16 protein-coding genes, 1 tRNA gene and 1 pseudogene are annotated in these 17,875 nt (G+C 65.5%); 8 read left to right on the plus strand and 10 right to left on the minus strand.

Translation table 11 applies throughout. The annotated features are described in order from the left end of the window. Position 1 precedes the first annotated feature (1 nt). On the plus strand, positions 2–1,210 hold the full coding sequence (locus tag MSTE_RS08815) for a lipid-transfer protein (RefSeq protein WP_096500528.1): 1,209 nt from the start codon (positions 2–4) through the stop codon (positions 1,208–1,210). On the opposite strand, the gene MSTE_RS08820 is transcribed toward MSTE_RS08815, so the two are convergent. Next, positions 1,207–2,580: a styrene monooxygenase/indole monooxygenase family protein gene (locus MSTE_RS08820; protein ID WP_096500530.1), complete on the minus strand. Its 1,374-nt coding sequence runs from the start codon at positions 2,578–2,580 to the stop codon at positions 1,207–1,209. The genes MSTE_RS08815 and MSTE_RS08820 overlap by 4 nt on opposite strands. A 74-nt stretch (positions 2,581–2,654) precedes the next feature. Between MSTE_RS08820 and MSTE_RS08825 the strand changes: the two genes are divergently transcribed. Further along, positions 2,655–3,719 (plus strand): GGDEF domain-containing protein, encoded by a 1,065-nt coding sequence (locus MSTE_RS08825; protein ID WP_096500532.1) that lies wholly within the window; start codon positions 2,655–2,657, stop codon positions 3,717–3,719. A 7-nt stretch (positions 3,720–3,726) separates the two neighbouring features. On the opposite strand, the gene MSTE_RS08830 is transcribed toward MSTE_RS08825, so the two are convergent. Next, positions 3,727–4,815 carry an S-(hydroxymethyl)mycothiol dehydrogenase gene (locus MSTE_RS08830; protein ID WP_096500534.1) on the minus strand — a complete coding sequence of 363 codons (1,089 nt, stop codon included), beginning with the start codon at positions 4,813–4,815 and terminating at the stop codon, positions 3,727–3,729. 24 nt (positions 4,816–4,839) lie between these two features. On the opposite strand from MSTE_RS08830, the gene MSTE_RS08835 reads away from it, so the two are divergent. Both MSTE_RS08835 and MSTE_RS08840 read left to right on the plus strand, forming a co-directional pair. Further along, positions 4,840–5,658 carry a serine hydrolase domain-containing protein gene (locus MSTE_RS08835; RefSeq protein WP_096500536.1) on the plus strand — a complete coding sequence of 273 codons (819 nt, stop codon included), beginning with the start codon at positions 4,840–4,842 and terminating at the stop codon, positions 5,656–5,658. Positions 5,659–5,836: 178 nt separating this feature from the next. Then, entirely contained in the window at positions 5,837–6,379 is a 543-nt protein-coding gene (locus MSTE_RS08840) for a DUF3145 domain-containing protein (protein ID WP_057964054.1), read from the plus strand. A 4-nt stretch (positions 6,380–6,383) separates the two neighbouring features. Here the strand turns inward: MSTE_RS08840 and MSTE_RS08845 are convergent, their stop codons facing one another. The 8 genes and pseudogenes from MSTE_RS08845 to aceE all read right to left on the minus strand — a co-directional run bounded on the left by MSTE_RS08845 (position 6,384) and on the right by aceE (position 15,994). Beyond that, positions 6,384–6,791 (minus strand): DoxX family protein, encoded by a 408-nt coding sequence (locus tag MSTE_RS08845; protein WP_096500538.1) that lies wholly within the window; start codon positions 6,789–6,791, stop codon positions 6,384–6,386. 59 nt (positions 6,792–6,850) lie between these two features. Continuing rightward, a pseudogene (locus tag MSTE_RS08850) lies at positions 6,851–7,683 on the minus strand (alpha/beta fold hydrolase). Then, the gene (locus tag MSTE_RS08855) at positions 7,680–9,101 is read right to left on the minus strand and encodes an acyl-CoA carboxylase subunit beta (RefSeq protein ID WP_030095369.1); all 1,422 of its coding nucleotides are present in this window, start codon (positions 9,099–9,101) and stop codon (positions 7,680–7,682) included. The pseudogene MSTE_RS08850 and the gene MSTE_RS08855 overlap by 4 nt, the downstream one beginning before the upstream one ends. Before the next feature lie 18 nt (positions 9,102–9,119). After that, positions 9,120–10,373: a 3-oxoacyl-ACP synthase KasA gene (gene kasA / locus MSTE_RS08860; RefSeq protein ID WP_096500540.1), complete on the minus strand. Its 1,254-nt coding sequence runs from the start codon at positions 10,371–10,373 to the stop codon at positions 9,120–9,122. A 5-nt stretch (positions 10,374–10,378) separates the two neighbouring features. Further along, positions 10,379–10,678, minus strand: coding sequence for a meromycolate extension acyl carrier protein AcpM (gene acpM / locus MSTE_RS08865; RefSeq protein WP_030095371.1), 300 nt, complete (start codon positions 10,676–10,678; stop codon positions 10,379–10,381). A gap of 127 nt (positions 10,679–10,805) precedes the next feature. Continuing rightward, positions 10,806–11,714, minus strand: a complete 909-nt coding sequence (locus tag MSTE_RS08870) for an ACP S-malonyltransferase (RefSeq protein ID WP_096500542.1) — start codon at positions 11,712–11,714, stop codon at positions 10,806–10,808. A gap of 159 nt (positions 11,715–11,873) precedes the next feature. Further along, entirely contained in the window at positions 11,874–13,154 is a 1,281-nt protein-coding gene (locus tag MSTE_RS08875) for a PucR family transcriptional regulator (protein ID WP_096500544.1), read from the minus strand. A gap of 50 nt (positions 13,155–13,204) precedes the next feature. Next, complete coding sequence (aceE, locus tag MSTE_RS08880; RefSeq protein ID WP_096500546.1) at positions 13,205–15,994, minus strand: pyruvate dehydrogenase (acetyl-transferring), homodimeric type; 2,790 nt, start codon at positions 15,992–15,994, stop codon at positions 13,205–13,207. 140 nt (positions 15,995–16,134) lie between these two features. Between aceE and MSTE_RS08885 the strand changes: the two genes are divergently transcribed. The 4 genes from MSTE_RS08885 to MSTE_RS08900 all read left to right on the plus strand — a co-directional run bounded on the left by MSTE_RS08885 (position 16,135) and on the right by MSTE_RS08900 (position 17,776). Further along, positions 16,135–16,692, plus strand: a complete 558-nt coding sequence (locus tag MSTE_RS08885; protein ID WP_096500548.1) for a hypothetical protein — start codon at positions 16,135–16,137, stop codon at positions 16,690–16,692. A 91-nt stretch (positions 16,693–16,783) separates the two neighbouring features. Further along, entirely contained in the window at positions 16,784–17,209 is a 426-nt protein-coding gene (locus MSTE_RS08890; RefSeq protein ID WP_030095376.1) for a DUF3052 domain-containing protein, read from the plus strand. Further along, a complete protein-coding gene (locus MSTE_RS08895; protein ID WP_096500550.1) occupies positions 17,209–17,670 on the plus strand; it encodes a peroxiredoxin in 462 nt (153 codons plus the stop codon). The genes MSTE_RS08890 and MSTE_RS08895 overlap by 1 nt, the downstream gene beginning before the upstream one ends. Before the next feature lie 31 nt (positions 17,671–17,701). Next, positions 17,702–17,776: transfer RNA gene (locus MSTE_RS08900), tRNA-Val, on the plus strand. The last annotated feature ends 99 nt before the right edge of the window (positions 17,777–17,875 follow it).

The following is a 17,875-nucleotide window of genomic DNA, read 5'->3' on the forward strand; positions in this document are numbered from 1 at the left end:
AGTGAAGCAGCAGAACAAGGTTTTCGTCGTCGGCGTCGGCATGACGAAGTTCGAGAAGCCCGGAAGCCGTGAGGGCTGGGACTATCCGGCCATGGTCAAGGAGAGCGGAACCAAGGCACTCGATGACGCCGGGGTGCGCTATGAACAGATTGAGCAGGCCTTCGTCGGAAACGTGTACGGGGATTCGTGTTCCGGGCATCGCGCCCTCTACGAGCTGGGCCACACCGGAATCCCGATCTACAACGTCAACAGCAACTGCTCGACAGGATCGACCGCACTGTTCATGGCGGCCAACGCCATTCGTAGCGGTCAATCGGACGTCGTGCTGGCCGCCGGGTTCGAGAAGATGGAACGCGGATCGCTGAGCATGAAGTACACCGATCGCGAGTCACCCTTGATGCCGCAGATCAACCGTCTCGGTGAGCTGACGCCGCCGCAGATGCCCATGACCGCGTGGATGTTCGCCGCCGCCGCCGAGGAATACATGCGCGAGTACGGCCTGACCGCCGAGCAGTTGGCGTGGATCGGCTACAAGAACCACAAGCATTCGGTGAACAACCCGTACAGCCAGTTTCAGGACGAGTACTCACTGGAAGACATCCTGTCGTCACGGAGCATTGTGGCGCCGTTGACCAAGCTGCAGTGCTCGCCCACCTCGGACGGATCGGCGGCAGCCATCGTGGCCGGCGAGGAGTTCGTCGACAAGCACGGACTCGCCGATCAAGCCGTCGAGATCGTCGGACAGGCCACCGTCACCGACCGGGCCGACACCTTTGACGGCACCGCGGCGGGCATCGTCGGCGCACACATGAACAAGGCGGCGATCGCCGCCGTCTACGAGCAGGCGCAGATCGGCCCCGAGGATATCGACGTGGTGGAGCTACACGACTGCTTCTCGGCCAACGAGGTCCTGGTGTACGAGGCGCTCGGGTTCTGCGAGCAGGGGGAGGCCGGCAAGCTGATCGACAACGAGGACACCACCTTTGGTGGCAAGTGGGTGGTCAACCCGTCGGGTGGCTTGATCTCCAAGGGGCATCCGCTGGGTGCCACCGGGCTGGCCCAATGCGCGGAACTGAACTGGCAGCTACGCGGGCAGGCCGATAAGCGTCAGGTCGCGGGCGCCGCCACCAAGAATGGTGTGGCGCTGCAACACAACATCGGGCTGGGTGGCTCGGTGGTGGTGACCGCATACCGCCCGGCGCAGCGTTAGGCGGCGTGCACCAGCCCGGACCGGGCGAACCGTCCGGCGGGGGAGAACCGCTCCAGGATGGCGTCGGCGGGTTCCCCCGCCCATTCGGTGATGAGTTCCTTGGCCGCCTCGATCGAGGTCACTGCCTCGAACGGCTTCGGATCATCGAGCAGGCTGAAGAGTTTGGATGCGAATCCCTCGTGCACATGGCCCGCCGCGAATAACAGATCGCCATAGTCGTGCAGCTCGTCGTCGCCGAGATAGAGCCGGGTCACCAACTGCGCGGCACGCGCCCGCCGGTTGTAGAACTCCTCGAAAGCCGCAGTGAGCCAGGCGGTGTCGAAGGGCCCGTCGTGCGCGGCGGCCTTGTGAACCAGCGCCGCGGCCTGCACCAGGCCGCCCTGCGCGCCCTGACCGGCGATCGGGTCATAGGCGACCGCGGTGTCGCCGAGCGCCGCCACGGGATGTCCGCCGGCGGTGTGTCCCACTCCGTGCCGCACCAGCTGCGTGACGGCGCCGGTGATCCACGAATGCGGATCCTCCTCGATGACGTTGAGCGACAACACCTCCGGAAGATCCCAGTCGATGTACTCGCGATGCACGTCGGTGACGGCCTGTAGTGCGGAGGCGGCGCTGTCGACGGCCGAGTACCGCCGTTCCCAGTCGCTACCGAGTTTGGCCCAGGTGAGGAACGACCACGACGGTCCGGCATCTTTGTGCAAGTAGGGGCCCCACCATGCCTCGCCCTGATCGGTGATGAACGAGAACGCGCTGTGGCGTCCACCGGCGGGCCCCCGGTGCGCGAAGACATCGGGCCCGTGTCCCAAGCCCGCGACCGTCAACATCAGCAGCCGGCGTTGGGGACGGTCATACACCGTGCGGGAGGCATCCACCGGGAACAGCGAGGACAACCCGCCGCGGCCGGTTGCCACCAGCGTCAGGTCGTGGACGGCGGCGATCGCGTCGAGCCTTTCCGGATCCACCTGCTCGACGACAAGACGTCCGCCGCGCTCCTGGAACTGGATGAGGCGATCATCGGCCTTGAGCCGGGTATCGACGGCGACACCCCGCGTGCCGCGGTCGAAGTCGGCATCGAAGGCGATGACCTCGGGACGGCCGGGTTCGCCGCCGTCGACCAGGCGCACGCTGAGTCCGGTCGAGGTGGGGCCGGGCTCCAGGTAGCTGGTCAGCCCCAGGCTCGCCTCGGCACGTTGCGCCTCGCCGAATATCAGCGCGGTGCCGGTGGCCGGCACGTCCTCACGCAAACTCCGTTGGTCCCGGTCGCTGTAGATCGTGACGTCAAAACCCTTGTCCAGCAGCCCCAATGCGGCCGTGGCGCCGGTCTGTCCCGCGCCGATGATGGCCGCCTTGCGCCCGTGTCGTGTCGTCATGCCGCCACTATCGGCGTGTGGCCTTATGTGCGAAAGGCACCCGCTCATGGTGATTGCAAGGTCCATAATCGGGTGTGCAAAATCGGCAACAGCTAGAGCCAGGGTTTCAGTACCTGCTGGTTACCGATGCGCTTCGAGGCGCTGGGCAGTTGAGGCAGCTCAAGGTTGGCATCGGGGTCTTGTGCTTCTCGATCGTGCTGTTTGCTGGGGCCACCCAGTTCATCCCGTTGGGGCCACAGGGTGTGTGGCCACGCAGCATTCAGGCCATCGCGGCCGCCGTAGCGGTAATCGTCGGCCTGTGTTGGATCATGTTTCCCTGGCCGAGCCGACGCGGCATGGTCGCGTTTGTCATCTGGGCGGATGTCACCCTGGCGATAGCGGCAGCCACATTTTCCGACCCGACTGCCAGGCTTTCCGCGGTCGTGTATCTGAGCCTGGTCGGCCTTCTTCCCACCTTCTTCCTCGGAAGACGCGCGCTGGTGCGTCACTGCGGCTTCGCCCTGGCGTTGTTCGGTGGGCTGGTAACCATGAACATCCTGGTCGACGGTGCGACCTGGTCCTCGCAGTTCACCTACGGTGCACCCGCACTGGCCGCGGTGGTGCTGATGCCGGCCATCATCCAAGTGGTTCTCGAAGGAGGCCGCGACTCGATCCTGGCCGCGGCGGTATCGGCGAACCGCGATCCGCTGACGGGCCTGTTGAACCGTCGGGGGGTGACCACCGCGATCGACCTGCTGCACCAAGACCGCATCGATGCCGTCAACGTCGTTGTGGTGCTGATGGATGTGGACGGACTCAAGCAACTCAACGACTCCCGCGGCCACGGCGCCGGCGATGAGATCTTGAAGGCAGTGGCAGCCATGCTGACCGCGCGCACGCGGGTCGGCGAAATCGCCGCACGCATCGGCGGTGACGAGTTCCTGGTCGTCGCGTTTCCCGGACGTGCCGAGGACATCGAGAGCACGGTGCGCCGCGTGAGCACGCCGCGCGCGGGCATCGACTCGTGGAGCGTGAGCGTCGGCGCCGCCTGGCAGTCTCGAGTTGGAGGCGGAATTGACCTGGATTCGCTTGTCCAACAGGCAGATTACGAGCTGTACAAGGTGAAAAGCTCGCGCGGGATGTTAGATCCCCAGCACTGATCCGCCGTTAGAGCACGACCACCGAGCGCAGCACCTGCCCGTGATGCATTTTCTCGAAGGCTTCTTCGATATCACCGATGTTGATGCGTTCGGTGACGAAGCGATCCAGGGGGAGCCGGCCCTGCTGGTGCAGGCTGACCAGGGTGGGGAAGTCCCGTTCGGGTAGGCAGTCGCCGTACCAAGAGGATTTCAGCGATCCGCCGCGGGAGAAGAAGTCGATCAGCGGCATCTCGAGTTTCATGTCGGGGGTGGGGACCCCCACCAGCACGACGGTGCCCGCCAGGTCACGGGCGTAGAACGCCTGCTTCCAGGTTTCCGGGCGGCCCACCGCATCGATCACGACATCGGCACCGAACTCATCGGTGAGTTCCTGCACAGCGGTCACCACATCGTCGACCGTGCGGGCGTTGATGGTGTCGGTGGCTCCGAAGTCCTTGGCCCAGGCCAGTTTGGTGTCGTCGGTGTCGATGGCGATGATCTTGCGTGCCCCGGCCAGCTTGGCGCCGGCGATGGCGGCGTCCCCGACCCCGCCGCATCCGATGACCGCGACCGAATCATCGCGGCCGACGTTGCCGGTGTTGACGGCAGCACCCAAACCGGCCATCACACCGCAACCCAGCAGGCCGACCACGGCCGGATCGGCGGTGGGGTCGACCTTGGTGCATTGGCCGGCGTGCACCAGCGTCTTCTCGATGAACGCGCCGATGCCCAGGGCGGGGGTCAGCTCGGTGCCGTCGGTCAACGTCATCTTCTGAGTCGCGTTGAACGTGTCGAAGCAGTACTGCGGGCGTCCGCGCTTGCAGGCCCGGCACACCCCGCACACCGCTCGCCAGTTCAGGATCACGAAATCACCCGGCTCGACAGTGGTTACGCCCTCGCCGACGGTCTCCACGATCCCGGCTGCCTCATGGCCCAACAGGAACGGGAACTCGTCGTTGATACCGCCCTCGCGGTAGGTCAGATCGGTGTGGCAGACGCCGCACGCCTGCACCTTCACCACAACCTCACCGGGGCCCGGATCGGGAACCACGATGTCCACCAATTCCACCGGAGCCTTCACCGACCGAGCGATCACACCGCGCACAGTTTGAGACATGCGTCAGACGCTACAGTCCCAGGCATGGGTGCCCTCGACCTCGTCACCGATTGGCCAGTACCCACCGTCGCCGCCGCGGTGGTGGGGCCGGAGGGGATAAGGGCCCAAACCGGCCCTGTCACGCACCAATTCGCGCTCGCATCGGTCACCAAACCATTGGTGGCCCGGGCCGCACAGGTGGCGCTGGAGGAAGGTGCCGTGGAGCTTGCGACGCCGGCCGGCCCGCCCGATTCGACTGTCGAACATCTGCTGGCGCACGCGTCGGGGCTGTCAATGCTCTCCGACGCCGTCATAGCCAAGCCCGGTACTCGCCGGGTGTATTCGAACTACGGCTTCGCGGTGCTGGCGCATACGGTGCAGGCCGGGTCCACCATCGAGTTCGGTCAGTACCTCCATGAGGCGGTGTTCGAGCCACTCGGTATGGGGCACACGGTGTTGCCCGGCGGAGCAGACACCGCCGGGTACGGGGGAGCCTCCACCGTCGTGGACCTGGTGGCCTTCGCCGGCGAGCTGCTGCGTCCGCGTCTTGTGACGGCCGAGACGCATCAGCGTGCGACGAACGTCGTCTTCCCGGGATTGGACGGGGTGCTGCCCGGCTACGGCGTGCAACGCCCCAACGACTGGGGGCTGGGCTTTGAGATCAAGGGCACCAAGATTCCGCACTGGACCGGTACCGAGAATTCACCGGCCACCTACGGCCACTTCGGGCAGTCCGGCACGTTCCTATGGGTGGACCCGATCGCCGATCTGGCACTCGTCGTGCTGACCGACAGGCCCTTCGACGGTTGGGCCAACCAGCTGTGGCCACAGCTCTCCGACGCCGTGCTGGCCGAGTTCGGGTAGGGGTTCTGAAACTCTCAGGAAGCCGTTACCTCAAATTGGGCTCTGGGACTGGCGCAACACGCGCACCACAGGGCACAATGGTGTCACAAGGCACATTGGTGTAATTCGGTAACACGCTCTGAAAGCTTCGCGAGTCGTTGGGGAAGACGTCCTCGTCGAAGACAAAGGAGCACTACGAATGCACGCGTCGCCTCAGTTCGCCGACTCGACAACCGGCGTGGTGTATGTCCATGCCTCTCCGGCTGCGGTGTGCCCGCACGTCGAGTGGGCTTTGTCGTCGACCCTGTCGGCGATCTCATCGAGCCGCCCGGCGGAAGTCTCGCTGCGCTGGCAGGCACAACCGGCCATGCCGGGGCAGCTGCGCGCCGTCACCAACTGGGTGGGGCCCGTCGGCACGGGTGCGCGCCTGGCCAACGCCCTGCGCTCATGGCCCGTGCTGCGCTTCGAGGTCACCGAGGATGCCAGCGATGGCGTGGACGGTCAGCGCTTCAGCCACGTCCCGCAGCTGGGCATGTGGAGCGGCAGCACGAGCGCCAACGGCGACATCATGGTCAGCGAGATGCGGTTGCGCACGTTGTTGGACGGGGATATGCGATCGGACCCCGGCAGCATCACCGCCGAACTCGACAACATGCTGGGCACCGCGTGGGATGACGCGTTGGAGCCGTACCGCAGCGGCGGCGACGGCGCCGAGGTCACCTGGCTCCGCGGAGTCGGCTAAAGCCTCAGCTCTTGTTGGCGTTGCCGATCAGGCGGCTCACCAAGAAACCGATGTACGCAAGGCCGCCGAGGCTGCCCACGATGCGGGTGCGCCGGAACGCCAGCGCAAGCCCGAGCAGCAGCTCGGTGACGCCGTTCTGGTAGACCCAGCGGCGGGTGTCCTCCGGGAAGGCGACCTTGGAGAGAGACTCGAACGGCTGGGGCGCGATGAAATGCGCGACACCGGTGGCTGCCAGTCCGGCGCCGCCCGCCCGGAATCCGATACCTGCGAGGCGAATGCCCAGGCGCACCAGATTCTCGATGAGCGCCGACAGTCGCTGAAACAGGCTCGGCCCGACCTTCGTCGTGACGAGCGTCGCGGTCGGCTGACCGTCGACAAACAACTTGAGTGCCTTCTTGCGCCGAAGTGCCATTCCCCAGACTCCCTTGTCGATTATGTGAATGAAACGTCACTCTAACAGTAGGGGAATGGCTAGGCGTCGGCTTGTCGCGCGGCGACGTCGATGCCGAACGTCTCCACCAGGAAGCTCACGATCGCGGGTGTCACCCGGCGCGGCCAGAACCGCAACGTGGCCAACGTTCCAGCCGAAACCACTTGCGCACCAACAATATCGATAGCCAGATTGTGTGCATCGGCCGCCGGATGCAGCGGGTCGGCGGTGAGCGAGAGGATCATGGTGGCGCATCAACGGCCCGCCGCACCGCGCGTGGCGGTGCCATCCGGCCCACCAGCATGCCCTTCATGAACGCCGCCGAGCGCGACGGCGGAGCGGTCAGGAACGAGCGAATCAAGCCCAGGGTGGGCTGCTCGGTTTCGGGGAACGATCGGGCCACCGCACCTACCAGCCACACCAGTGGCCGACCAAGGGTGAACACGGTGAGCCCGGCCGACCACAGGTACCCCGCGACGCCGATACCGTGCTCCAGGAACGGACCCTCCAGCAGCAGTCCGGCCACCCGCTCGGGTGCCAAGGCCGCAGCCTCCACCGAGATGTTCGCGCCCACGGAGGTGCCACCGAGCACCGCGCGTTCGATACCCAGGGCATCCAGGGCGCCGATGAGTTGGCGGCCCAAGGCTTGTGAGTTGTAGCGGTCCGGCTCGAGCGGGCGCTCATCGGCGGTAGTGCCGAGCAGATCCAGGCAGATCACCCGAAAGCCGCGCTCGGCCAACTCCTTGGCCCAGGCGTGCTCCAGGTAATGCGAGGTGAGGAAGGCGTGTGACAGCACCACAACGCGGTCCCCGGAACCGAACTGGCGATATGCCAGCCGGTGTCCGTCGACCGTGACCGTGGTGCCGACTATCACAGCGGGATGTTCTTGTGCCGGCCGCGCCGCGAAGGCGCTTCGGCGAGGGCGCGGGTCAGCACCGCGCGGGTCTGCGACGGCTCGATCTCCTCGTCGACGACGCCGATCTCGATGGCGCGATCCACGCCACCGGCGATCCGCTCGTGCTCGAGGGCCAGCTCCTCATGCAGGGCCTCGCGCTCCTCTTCGGGGGCGGCGGCCAGCTGCTTCTTGTGCAGGATGCCCACGGCGGCCTTGGCGCCCATGACGGCGACCTCGGCGTCCGGCCATGCGAACACCTTGGTGGCGCCCAGCGAGCGGGAGTTCATGGCGATGTAGGCACCGCCGTAGATCTTGCGGGTCACCAGCGTGACACGCGGAACTGTGGCCTCACCGAACGCGTGCAGCAGCTTGGCGCCGCGACGCACCACACCGCCCCACTCCTGGCCCACGCCGGGCAGGTAGCCCGGCACGTCCACGAGCACGATCAGCGGAATGCCGAAGGCGTTGCACAGGCGCACGAAACGCGCTGCCTTCTCGGCGCTTTCGGAGTTCAGGCAGCCACCCAGACGCAGTGGGTTGTTGGCCAGCACGCCGACGCTTCGCCCGGCCAGGCGGCCCAGGCCGATGACCATCGACGGTGCCCACTTGCCCTGGAACTCCTCGAACGGGTCGTCCCCGTCGAGCAGTGCGTTGACGATCGGATGTACGTCGTAGGCGCGCTTGGCCGACTCGGGCAGCAGTGCGCGCAGGTCGGTGTGATCGGCCTCGGCGCGGTTGCGATCGAAAACACCCTGCTGGCAGAAGAACCCGACCAGCTTGCGACCACGGGCATAGGCGTCTAACTCATCGTCGGCGACGATGTGGCACACACCCGACTTCTTGTGGTGGGCTTCGGGCCCACCCAGGGTGGCCATGTCGACGTCCTCGCCGGTGACGCTGCGGACCACGTCGGGTCCGGTGACGAACACGCGGCTCTCCGGCGCCATGATGATGACGTCGGTCAGTGCCGGGCCGTACGCCGCACCGCCGGCGGCGAAGCCGACGACGATCGAGATCTGCGGGATGTAACCCGAGGCGCGGATCATGGCCTCGAAGACCAGCCCGACGGCGTGCAGGGCCGAAACCCCTTCGGCCAGACGGGCACCGCCGGAGTGCCAGATACCCACGATCGGGCTCTGCTCCTCGATGGCGGTGTCGTAGGCGTTGACGATGTGGCGGCAGCCCTCGATACCCATGGCGCCGCCCATGACGGTGCCGTCGGTGCAGAAGGCGATGGTCCTGACTCCGTTGACCGTGCCACCGGCGGCCAGCACACCCGAGCGGTCACGCTCGTGCAGCAGCTCGACGGTGCCGTCATCGAAGAACGTGCTCAGCCGGAGCAACGGATCGCGCGGATCGAGCGATTCGTCGATGGCCTCGGGAGCCAGGATCGTCATCTTGAGCCTCTCTGGTGCTTAGTACTTGCCAAAGGCAAGCGCAACGTTGTGCCCGCCGAATCCGAACGAGTTATTGATTGCGTATTTAAAATCCCCGTGACGCGGCTCTCCCGCAACGACATCCAGGTCGATTTCGGGATCAAGGTTGTCAAGATTGAGCGTCGGCGGGATAACGCCGTCGCGCAGTGCGAGCACGGTGAGCACCGATTCCAGGGCGCCGACGGCACCAATCGAGTGGCCGAGCGCAGACTTGGGCGCATACACCGCGGCGTGCTGCACACCGGCGACGTGGATGGCGTTGGCCTCGGCGACATCGCCGATGGGGGTGGCCGTACCGTGCGCGTTGATGTGGTCAATGTCCTTGGGGGACAGGCCAGCTGTCTGGATTGCGCGGGTCATCGCCGCACCGGCGCGCACACCATCGGGGCCGGGGGCCACCATGTGGTAGGCGTCGGAGGTGATGCCGGCGCCCATGATGCGGGCCAGGATCTGCGCGCCACGAGCCTTGGCGTGCTCTTCGGTCTCGATGACCATGAGCGCACCGGCCTCGCCGAACACGAATCCGTCGCGGTCCTTATCGAACGGACGAGAAGCCTTCTCCGGCTCATCATTTCGGGTCGACATGGCGCGCATCATGGAGAACGCGGCGATCGGCAGGGCTTCGATCATGCCCTCCACGCCACCGCAGACGACCATGTCGGCATCGCCCATCACGATCTGGCGCCACGCGTGTGCGATGGCCTCGGAGCCGGAGGAACACGCCGACACCGGCGTGATGACACCCGCGCGGGCACCGACCTCCAGGCCCACCACCGCGGCGGCACCGTTGGGCATGCACATCTGGACGGCGAGCGGCGAAACCTTGCGAATGCCATGCTCATTCATGGTGTCGTAGGTTTCGACGATGCGCTCGCCACCGCCGAGCCCGGTACCGATGACGACGCCAAGGCGGTCCTTGTCGATGTCATCGGGCGTGCCGGCGTTCTGCCACACCTGACGGCCTACGAGCAGCGCCATGCGCTGCACGTAGGCCATCCGGCGAAGCTCCAACCGGGTCATGTGGTTGTCGATGGGCTCCTTGAGGTGCCCACCGATCCACACGGGCAGACCGAACTTCTCGACGAATTCGTCTTCGAGAACCTCGATGCCGCTCTCCCCGGCGATCAATCCCTTCCACGTGCCCTCGATGTCAGGCGCGATAGATGTCGTTGCGGCGAGAGCCGTCACAACGACGTTGGGGAAGCCACCGTTGGCAGTGGAAGGGGTTGTCACTAGTCCTAGCCCTCCAGCTGCGCGCGGATGTTGGCTGCGGCCTCGGGGTTTTCCTGCTCGAGCTTCTCGATGTAGTTGACGACATCGCCAACGGTCCGCAGACCGGCCAGATCCTCATCGGGGATCTTCACGCCGTACTTGTCCTCGGTCTGGACGGCGATCTCAACCATCGACAGCGAGTCGATGTCCAGGTCGTCGACGAACGACTTCTCGAGGGTGACCTCGGAGGGCTCGATACCGGTGACCTCTTCGATGATCTCGGCGAGACCGGCGACGATGCGATCTTTTTCTTCTGCGGTGGCCACTCGGTGGCTCCCTTCGGTGTTGTGGACTGCGGGTGCAGCCCTGGGGTGAACTCTGTGTTGTGGAACGGGATGAGTGAGCGGCACTGCCCGCCCATCCTGGGTACTACTTATTTGGTGGGTTGGCCGCTTACAGCTCGGCCAGGGCGTCGAGGTCTTCGAGGGATTTCAGGGCCTGGTTGGTGACGCCACGCATCTCGCGCTTCGCGATGCCGGCCAGCGCGCCTGAGGGCGGTAGCTCCACAACGGCCTGTACATCTGCCGTCTTGAAGTATTCAGTGCACAGATCCCAGCGCACCGGGGAGGTGAGCTGGTTGATCAGCTTCTCCATGGCGTCGGCGCCGGAGGCGACGGGGGTGCCATCGAAGTTGGACAGCAAGGTGGTGACCGGCTCAGACGGGATGATCGCGGCCGCTGCGGCGGCGTACGCCTCCTGCGCGGGAGCCATGAAGTGAGTGTGGAAGGCGCCTGCGGTGGCGAGCTGGCGCACGCGCGCCTTGGCCGGGGGATCCTCGGCCAGCTTCTCCAGCGCGGTGATGCGGCCGGCGGCGACGATCTGTCCGACGGCGTTGCGGTTGGCGGGGATCAGCTCCAGGGCCTCCAGGCGCTCCAGCACCTCGGCCTCGTCGCCGCCCAGCACGGCGGACATGCCGGTCGGGTCCAGCGCGCAGGCCTTGGCCATCTCGGCGCCACGGGTGGCGGCCAGAGCGACGGCGTCATCGGCGGAGATGACCCCGGCGATGGCGTAGGCGGCGATCTCACCGACGGAGTGGCCGGCGACCACGGTGGTCTTGGCGTTGAGGTGGCCGCGCTTGGTCAGCTCGTCATAGGCCAGCAGGGTCAGCGCGACGACCAACGGCTGAGTGATCGAGGTATCGGTGATCTCTTCGGCGGTGGCGGTGGTTCCCAGGCGCACCAGATCGAGTCCGCTGGCCTTTGACCACTGCTCAACCTGGTCGGTGGCACCGGGCAATTCGAGCCACGGTGTCAGCATGCCGGGAGTCTGGGATCCCTGTCCGGGAGCGAGCAGCGCAATCACGTATTTAAGAGAACACTGTGAAGGGCCGTTTGCGCCGTGTAAGAGAAAATGAATCTTGTCTTAAGTATTTGTGGGATGCCTACAAAAAGGCATCCGTTGCGACCCGATCTATACCGTCTCGCAATGTGGGACCTCGCAGGTGACCAGCGAGTAACCCGTCTAAGCCTTAATGACATTGATTGTGACTGGTGTGATTCCTGGTTCAGGAGTGAACACCTCGGCGTGGTCCTGAGCCAGTCTGCCGACGGTTGCCGCGACGCGCAACACATAGGCATCACGCGGGGATGTTGGGTCTCTACCGGTGAAATCGGTGATTCGCTTAAGTCGATAGCGCACAGTATTTGGGTGAACAAACAGTGCGCGGGCGCACGCCTCGATGGCGCCCCCGGAATCTAGGTAGGCGTCGAGAGTTTCGGTGAGCGCCGGGCCGGCATCGCCGAGCGGGCGCATCACTTCGGTGTTGAGGGCCGCGATGGCGGCCTTGTCGCCCAGGAGCGCCCGTTCGGGCAGCAGCTCGCGCGAGGACACCGGGCGGGGTGCGCCGCGCCACCCCGACACCGCGTCCATGCCCGAGAGTGCCTCCACGGCGCTGGTGTGTGAGGCGCTGAGGGTGCCCGCCGTGGGCCCGATGACCACCGGACCGTCGGAGAAGATTGTCAAGAGATCGACCACGAACTTGTTGTGGGCCGTGATCGGACCTGACGCGATGGTGAGCAGCCGGGTGCCCTGGATGACCGCAAGTGCCCCGCGACCGTGCCGCTGCGCGACCTCATGAACCAATGTGGTTGCGTTGGCGATGATTTCCGGACGGGGAGTTCCGACGATGACCGTCGCCGGCGCGGTGGTGTCCCAGTTGAGTGCCGCGGCGCGGGACAGCATGTCCGGTCCGGTGTCACCGCGTACCACCGCGTCGACCACCGTCGCCTCCAGGCGAGAGTCCCAGGCTCCGCGGGTCTCGGCGGCTTCCGCGTACACGCTGGCGGCCCCGAATGCGAGATCACGGCTGTACCGCAGGATGCCCTCGGTCAGCGTCACCAGCTGCTCATCGTTACGCGCGAGCAGGGGCAATACCTCTTCGAAGAACTCCATGGCAGTGCGCACCATGTCGACGGAATGGCGCAGTGCCAGGCGTTTGGCGAGGTCCTGGGGAACCACCTCGAAGGCCTGCATGGTGAAACCGACCGTGCCCTCGGGGTCGCGTATCCACTCGACGAAGTTGTTGATCGCCGTCTGGACCACCAGCGCAACGCTGGAGCGCTGCGAGGCCTCCAGGTCGGTGAAGAAGGGCAGGCGGTCTTCCATGACATGGACGGCCTCGGTGGAGAGCCGACCGGAGTACTGCTTGATCCGGTGCAGAAGAGCCTCGGGCACCTCGGCCCTTTCGCGGGGCTTGCGGGCCGCGCGAAATCCGCGAGGAGAGGTCGCCGAATTGTCGGGCATCCCTAAAAGGTACCCCGGATTCCTAGTGGGAAACCGCCAAATCTAGGGAGTTACGCGCTACCGGTGTCCTTAAAGGACACGTCTGCGGCCGACACGTCGTCGATCTTGTACTGCGCGGCTGCCCGCACGGCGGCCTCGCGGTCGACAGCACCCTCGTCGGCCAGTGCCTCGAGCACCGCGACCACGACCGATTCGGCATCGGTGTTGAAGTACCGGCGTGCGGCGGGGCGGGTGTCAGATATGCCGAACCCGTCGGCGCCGAGCGTCCGGTACGTCCCGGGCACCCACGGCCGGATCTGCTCGGGCACCGCGTGCATCCAGTCCGAGACCGCCACCTTGGGCCCCCGGGCGCCCTCCAGTGCCTTCGTCACGTACGGAACGACCTTGGGGCGGTCCGGGTGGCGCAACGCCTGGTGATCGATGGCCAGGCCGTCGCGGTTGAGCTCACCCCAGGACGTCACCGACCACACGTCGGCTGCCACATCCCACTGTTCGGCCAGCAGATCCGCCGCGCGCAGCGCGTCGGGCAGCGACACCCCAGAGGCCAGGATCTGCGCCTGATGCGTGCGCGCCTCGGGCGCCACGCGGAACTTGTAGATACCCCGCCGGATGCCCTCGACATCGACGTTCTCCGGCTCGGCCGGCTGCACATACGGCTCGTTGTACAGCGTGATGTAGAAGTACACGTTCTCGCTGTTCTCGCCGTACATCCGCTGCAGGCCGTGCTGGACGATATGGGCGATCTCGTAGGCGAACGCCGGATCGTAAGCCACCACAGCGGGATTGGTGCTGGCCAGCAGCAGCGAGTGGCCATCGGCGTGCTGCAGCCCCTCGCCGGTCAGCGTGGTGCGCCCGGCCGTGGCACCCAGGACGAACCCGCGCGCCATCTGATCGGCCGCAGCCCACAGACCGTCACCGGTGCGCTGGAAACCGAACATCGAATAGAAGATGTACAGCGGGATCATCGGCTCGTCGTGGGTCGAGTACGACGTGCCCACCGCGGTGAACGAGGCGGTGGAACCGGCCTCGTTGATGCCCTCATGCAGGATCTGACCCTGCGCGCTTTCCTTGTACGCCAGCATCAGATCGGCATCCACCGCGGTGTACAGCTGGCCGTTGCGGTTGTAGATCTTCAACGACGGGAACCAGGAGTCCATGCCGAACGTGCGGGCCTCGTCCGGAATGATCGGGACGATGCGGCTGCCAATGTTCTTGTCGCGCAACAGTTCCTTGAAGGTACGCACTAGCGCCATGGTGGTGGCGACTTCCTGCTTGCCCGAGCCCTTCTTCACCGAGGCGTAGACCTCCGAACCCGGCAGGGTGAGCGGACGCGACTTGGTGCGCCGCGACGGCACGAATCCGCCCAGCGCGCGGCGCCGGTCGAGCATGTAGCGGATCTCCGGCGCCTCCGGGCCCGGGTGGTAGTACGGCGGCAGGTACGGGTTCTCTTCAAGCTGCGCGTCCGAGATCGGGATGCGCTGCTTGTCGCGGAAATCCTTGAGGTCGTCGAGGGTCAGCTTCTTCATCTGGTGGGTGGCGTTGCGGCCCTCGAAGTGCTTGCCCAGGGTGTAGCCCTTGATGGTCTTGGCCAAGATGACCGTCGGCTGACCCTTGTGCTCGGTGGCCGCACGGTAGGCGGCATACACCTTGCGGTAGTCGTGGCCGCCGCGCTTGAGATTCCAAACCTGGGCGTCGCTAAGGTCTTTCACCAGCTCCTTGGTGCGCGGATCGCGCCCGAAGAAGTGTTCGCGAACGTAGGCGCCATCGTTGGCCTTGTAGGTCTGGTAGTCGCCGTCGGCGGTGGTGTTCATCAGATTGACCAGCGCGCCGTCACGGTCGGCGTGCAGCAGGGCATCCCATTCGCGGCCCCACACGACCTTGATGACGTTCCAGCCGGCGCCGCGGAAGAAGGACTCCAGCTCCTGGATGATCTTGCCGTTACCGCGCACCGGACCGTCCAAACGCTGCAGGTTGCAGTTCACGACGAACGTCAGGTTGTCCAGGCCCTCGGTCGCGGCGATATGCGCCAGGCCGCGCGATTCGGGCTCGTCCATCTCGCCGTCGCCGAGGAACGCCCACACCCGCTGATCGGAGGTGTCCTTGATGCCGCGGTCGCGCAGGTAGTGGTTGAACCGTGCCTGCATGATCGCGTTCATCGGGCCCAAGCCCATGGAAACCGTTGGGAATTGCCAGAAATCGGGCATGAGGCGCGGGTGCGGGTAGGACGGCAGGCCGCCGCCGGGGTGGCTCTTCTCCTGCCGGAACCCGTCGAGCTGATCGGTGGTCAACCGGCCTTCCAGGAAGGCGCGGGCGTAGATACCGGGGGAGGCGTGACCCTGGATGAAGATCTGGTCGCCGCCGCCCGGGTGGGCGTTACCGCGGAAGAAGTGGTTGAAACCGACCTCGTAGAGAGCCGCCGAGGAGGCGTAGGTCGAAATATGGCCGCCCACACCGACCCCTGGTCGTTGCGCGCGGTGCACCATGATCGCGGCGTTCCACCGGATCCACGCGCGGAAGCGGCGCTCGGTGTCCTCGTCACCGGGGAACCACGGCTCATTCTCGGTGGCGATGGTGTTCACGTAGTCGGTGGACGTCAGCGCGGGGATGGCCACGCGACCGGCGTTCGCCCGCTCCAGCAGCCGCAGCATCAGGTACCGCGCCCGGGCGGGACCCGAGCGGGCCAGCAGGCCGTCAAACGACTCCAGCCACTCCGTCGTCTCGTCCGGGTCGATATCGGGCAGGTACGACGCCACGCCCTCGCGGATCACCCGAACGCGCTCGGATTGATTTGAGACGCTTGAATTTCCGGCCAGGTCCTGGCGAGCGAACTCCGTGGTCAACTTTTCTGCTCCTTAGGGGTGGGGGTGCAGATCTCAGTCACAATCAGATCGGTACTCCCATCGTGCCGCAAGTCACTTGCTACTAGCGAGTCTGGTCTAGTCACCAGGTCCAGAGCTGCTCCAGCAGGTACCGTCATGACATGCGTATGGCGGCGCTGTGGATCGCGCTGGCGGCCATCTGTGCTGGGGTGGTGGCGGGCTGCACCGTGACCACGGGAGGGCGCGCGTCGGCCCCCAGCGAATCTGTGTCGGAGTACCGCACGTACGTCTCGCAGTCCATCGAGACGTCGCGATCCGAGGAATCCAAGCGCCAAGAGACATCGCGGGCACAAGCCCAGGCCGACGCGTGTGAGACGTTCGCGATGACATCGAATGCCGCCGTTTCGGCAGGTAATGAGCTCATCTCCGTCATGAACGACGAGGGCGGGTACGGGTCGAGTGCGGAGGCCAAGGTGGGGCCGGTCATCAATGCGCTCAACACCAGCGCCGGACAGATCGACTCCGTCAAGGCGAAGGCACAGACTGACGAGCTGCGCGATGCGCTGACGCAGTACGTCGATCAGTCCCGAAAACTGGCCGGAGCGTTCGATAATCGGTTGAGCAGTGGCACTCTCAACTCTGTCGTTCGTACTTTCAACGACGCGCGGGAGCGTGCCGGGAAGATCTGCGAACCGCTTCTGCAGACAAAAGGCCGATAGTGCCTGACGAGGATTGCCACTGGCATGCGACGATGTGAGCATTCATCCCAAGTGCGAAAGCACGCACCCGTGAATAAGGAGGGGCCGAACGGTGGTCGCGGCGGCTGACGCCTCGAACTATGCCCACAAGCTGGGCATCCAGCGAGATCAGCTTGTGCAGGAGCTGGGCTGGGATGAGGACACGGATGACGACATCCGGGCTGACATCGAAGACGCATGCGGTTCGGAGCTTCTTGACGAGAGCTCCGACGATGTCATCGATGTGGTCCTGTTGTGGTGGCGCGATGACGACGGCGACCTGGTCGACGCGTTGATGGACGCCATCACTCCACTGGCTGAGGACGGCGTGATCTGGGTGTTGACGCCCAAGACCGGTAAGCCGGGCCATGTGCAGCCTTCGGAAATCGCCGAGTCGGCTCCGCCGGCGGGCCTGGTACAGACCTCCTCGGTCAATCTGGGGGACTGGAGCGCGACGCGTCTGGTACAGCCGAAGTCGTCGCGCGGCGGGCGGCGCTGATGCTGCCTGTCGGGACCATCGCACCCGATTTCACTCTGCGGAACCAGAACAACCAGCCCGTCAGCCTGAGCGATTTTCGCGGCAAGAAGGCCGTGCTGCTGGTGTTCTTCCCGTTGGCGTTCACCGGGGTCTGCCAGGGCGAGCTGGACCATGTGCGCGACCACATCGGCGACTTCGAGAACGACGATGTGCAGATCATCGGGTTGTCGGTGAGCGCCGGGCCGATCCACAAGATCTGGTCGAGCTACAGCGGCTTCACCTTCCCGATCCTGTCGGACTTCTGGCCACACGGAGCTGTTGCCGAGGCGTATGGGGTGCTCAACGAGAAGGCCGGATATCCAAACCGCGGGACTTTCGTGGTGGATGCCGACGGAATCATCCGATTCGCCGAGATGCTGGATCCCGGGCAAGCCCGTGACCAGGCGGGTTGGGTAGAAGCGTTGGCCGCGCTACATTCGTGAGCTGATTCCCACGTTGGCGACGACGTGGACCGGGCGTGTAGCTCAGTGGTAGAGCTCTGGTTTTACACACCAGCGGTCGGGGGTTCGAAACCCTCCGCGCCCACCAATAACGTTGCAGTTCAGAGGCATTTATCGCTTCGGCCGACAACCCCCGTTGTGCCGAGAGTGAGCCAACAGCGTGTAAATCTTGGCGGATAGACGGCTG

The organism is [Mycobacterium] stephanolepidis (assembly GCF_002356335.1).
In the GTDB taxonomy this organism is placed as follows: Bacteria; Actinomycetota; Actinomycetes; order Mycobacteriales; family Mycobacteriaceae; genus Mycobacterium; species Mycobacterium stephanolepidis.

Bases quoted from the DNA above. Each gene is read 5' to 3' on its own strand.
- MSTE_RS08820 (WP_096500530.1), bottom strand. From the start codon at position 2,580: ATGACGACACGACACGGGCGCAAGGCGGCCATCATCGGCGCGGGACAG.
- MSTE_RS08830 (WP_096500534.1), bottom strand. From the start codon at position 4,815: ATGTCTCAAACTGTGCGCGGTGTGATCGCTCGGTCGGTGAAGGCTCCG.
- MSTE_RS08835 (WP_096500536.1), top strand. From the start codon at position 4,840: ATGGGTGCCCTCGACCTCGTCACCGATTGGCCAGTACCCACCGTCGCC.
- MSTE_RS08840 (WP_057964054.1), top strand. From the start codon at position 5,837: ATGCACGCGTCGCCTCAGTTCGCCGACTCGACAACCGGCGTGGTGTAT.
- MSTE_RS08845 (WP_096500538.1), bottom strand. From the start codon at position 6,791: ATGGCACTTCGGCGCAAGAAGGCACTCAAGTTGTTTGTCGACGGTCAG.
- MSTE_RS08855 (WP_030095369.1), bottom strand. From the start codon at position 9,101: ATGACGATCCTGGCTCCCGAGGCCATCGACGAATCGCTCGATCCGCGC.
- MSTE_RS08875 (WP_096500544.1), bottom strand. From the start codon at position 13,154: ATGCCCGACAATTCGGCGACCTCTCCTCGCGGATTTCGCGCGGCCCGC.
- MSTE_RS08885 (WP_096500548.1), top strand. From the start codon at position 16,135: ATGCGTATGGCGGCGCTGTGGATCGCGCTGGCGGCCATCTGTGCTGGG.
- MSTE_RS08895 (WP_096500550.1), top strand. From the start codon at position 17,209: ATGCTGCCTGTCGGGACCATCGCACCCGATTTCACTCTGCGGAACCAG.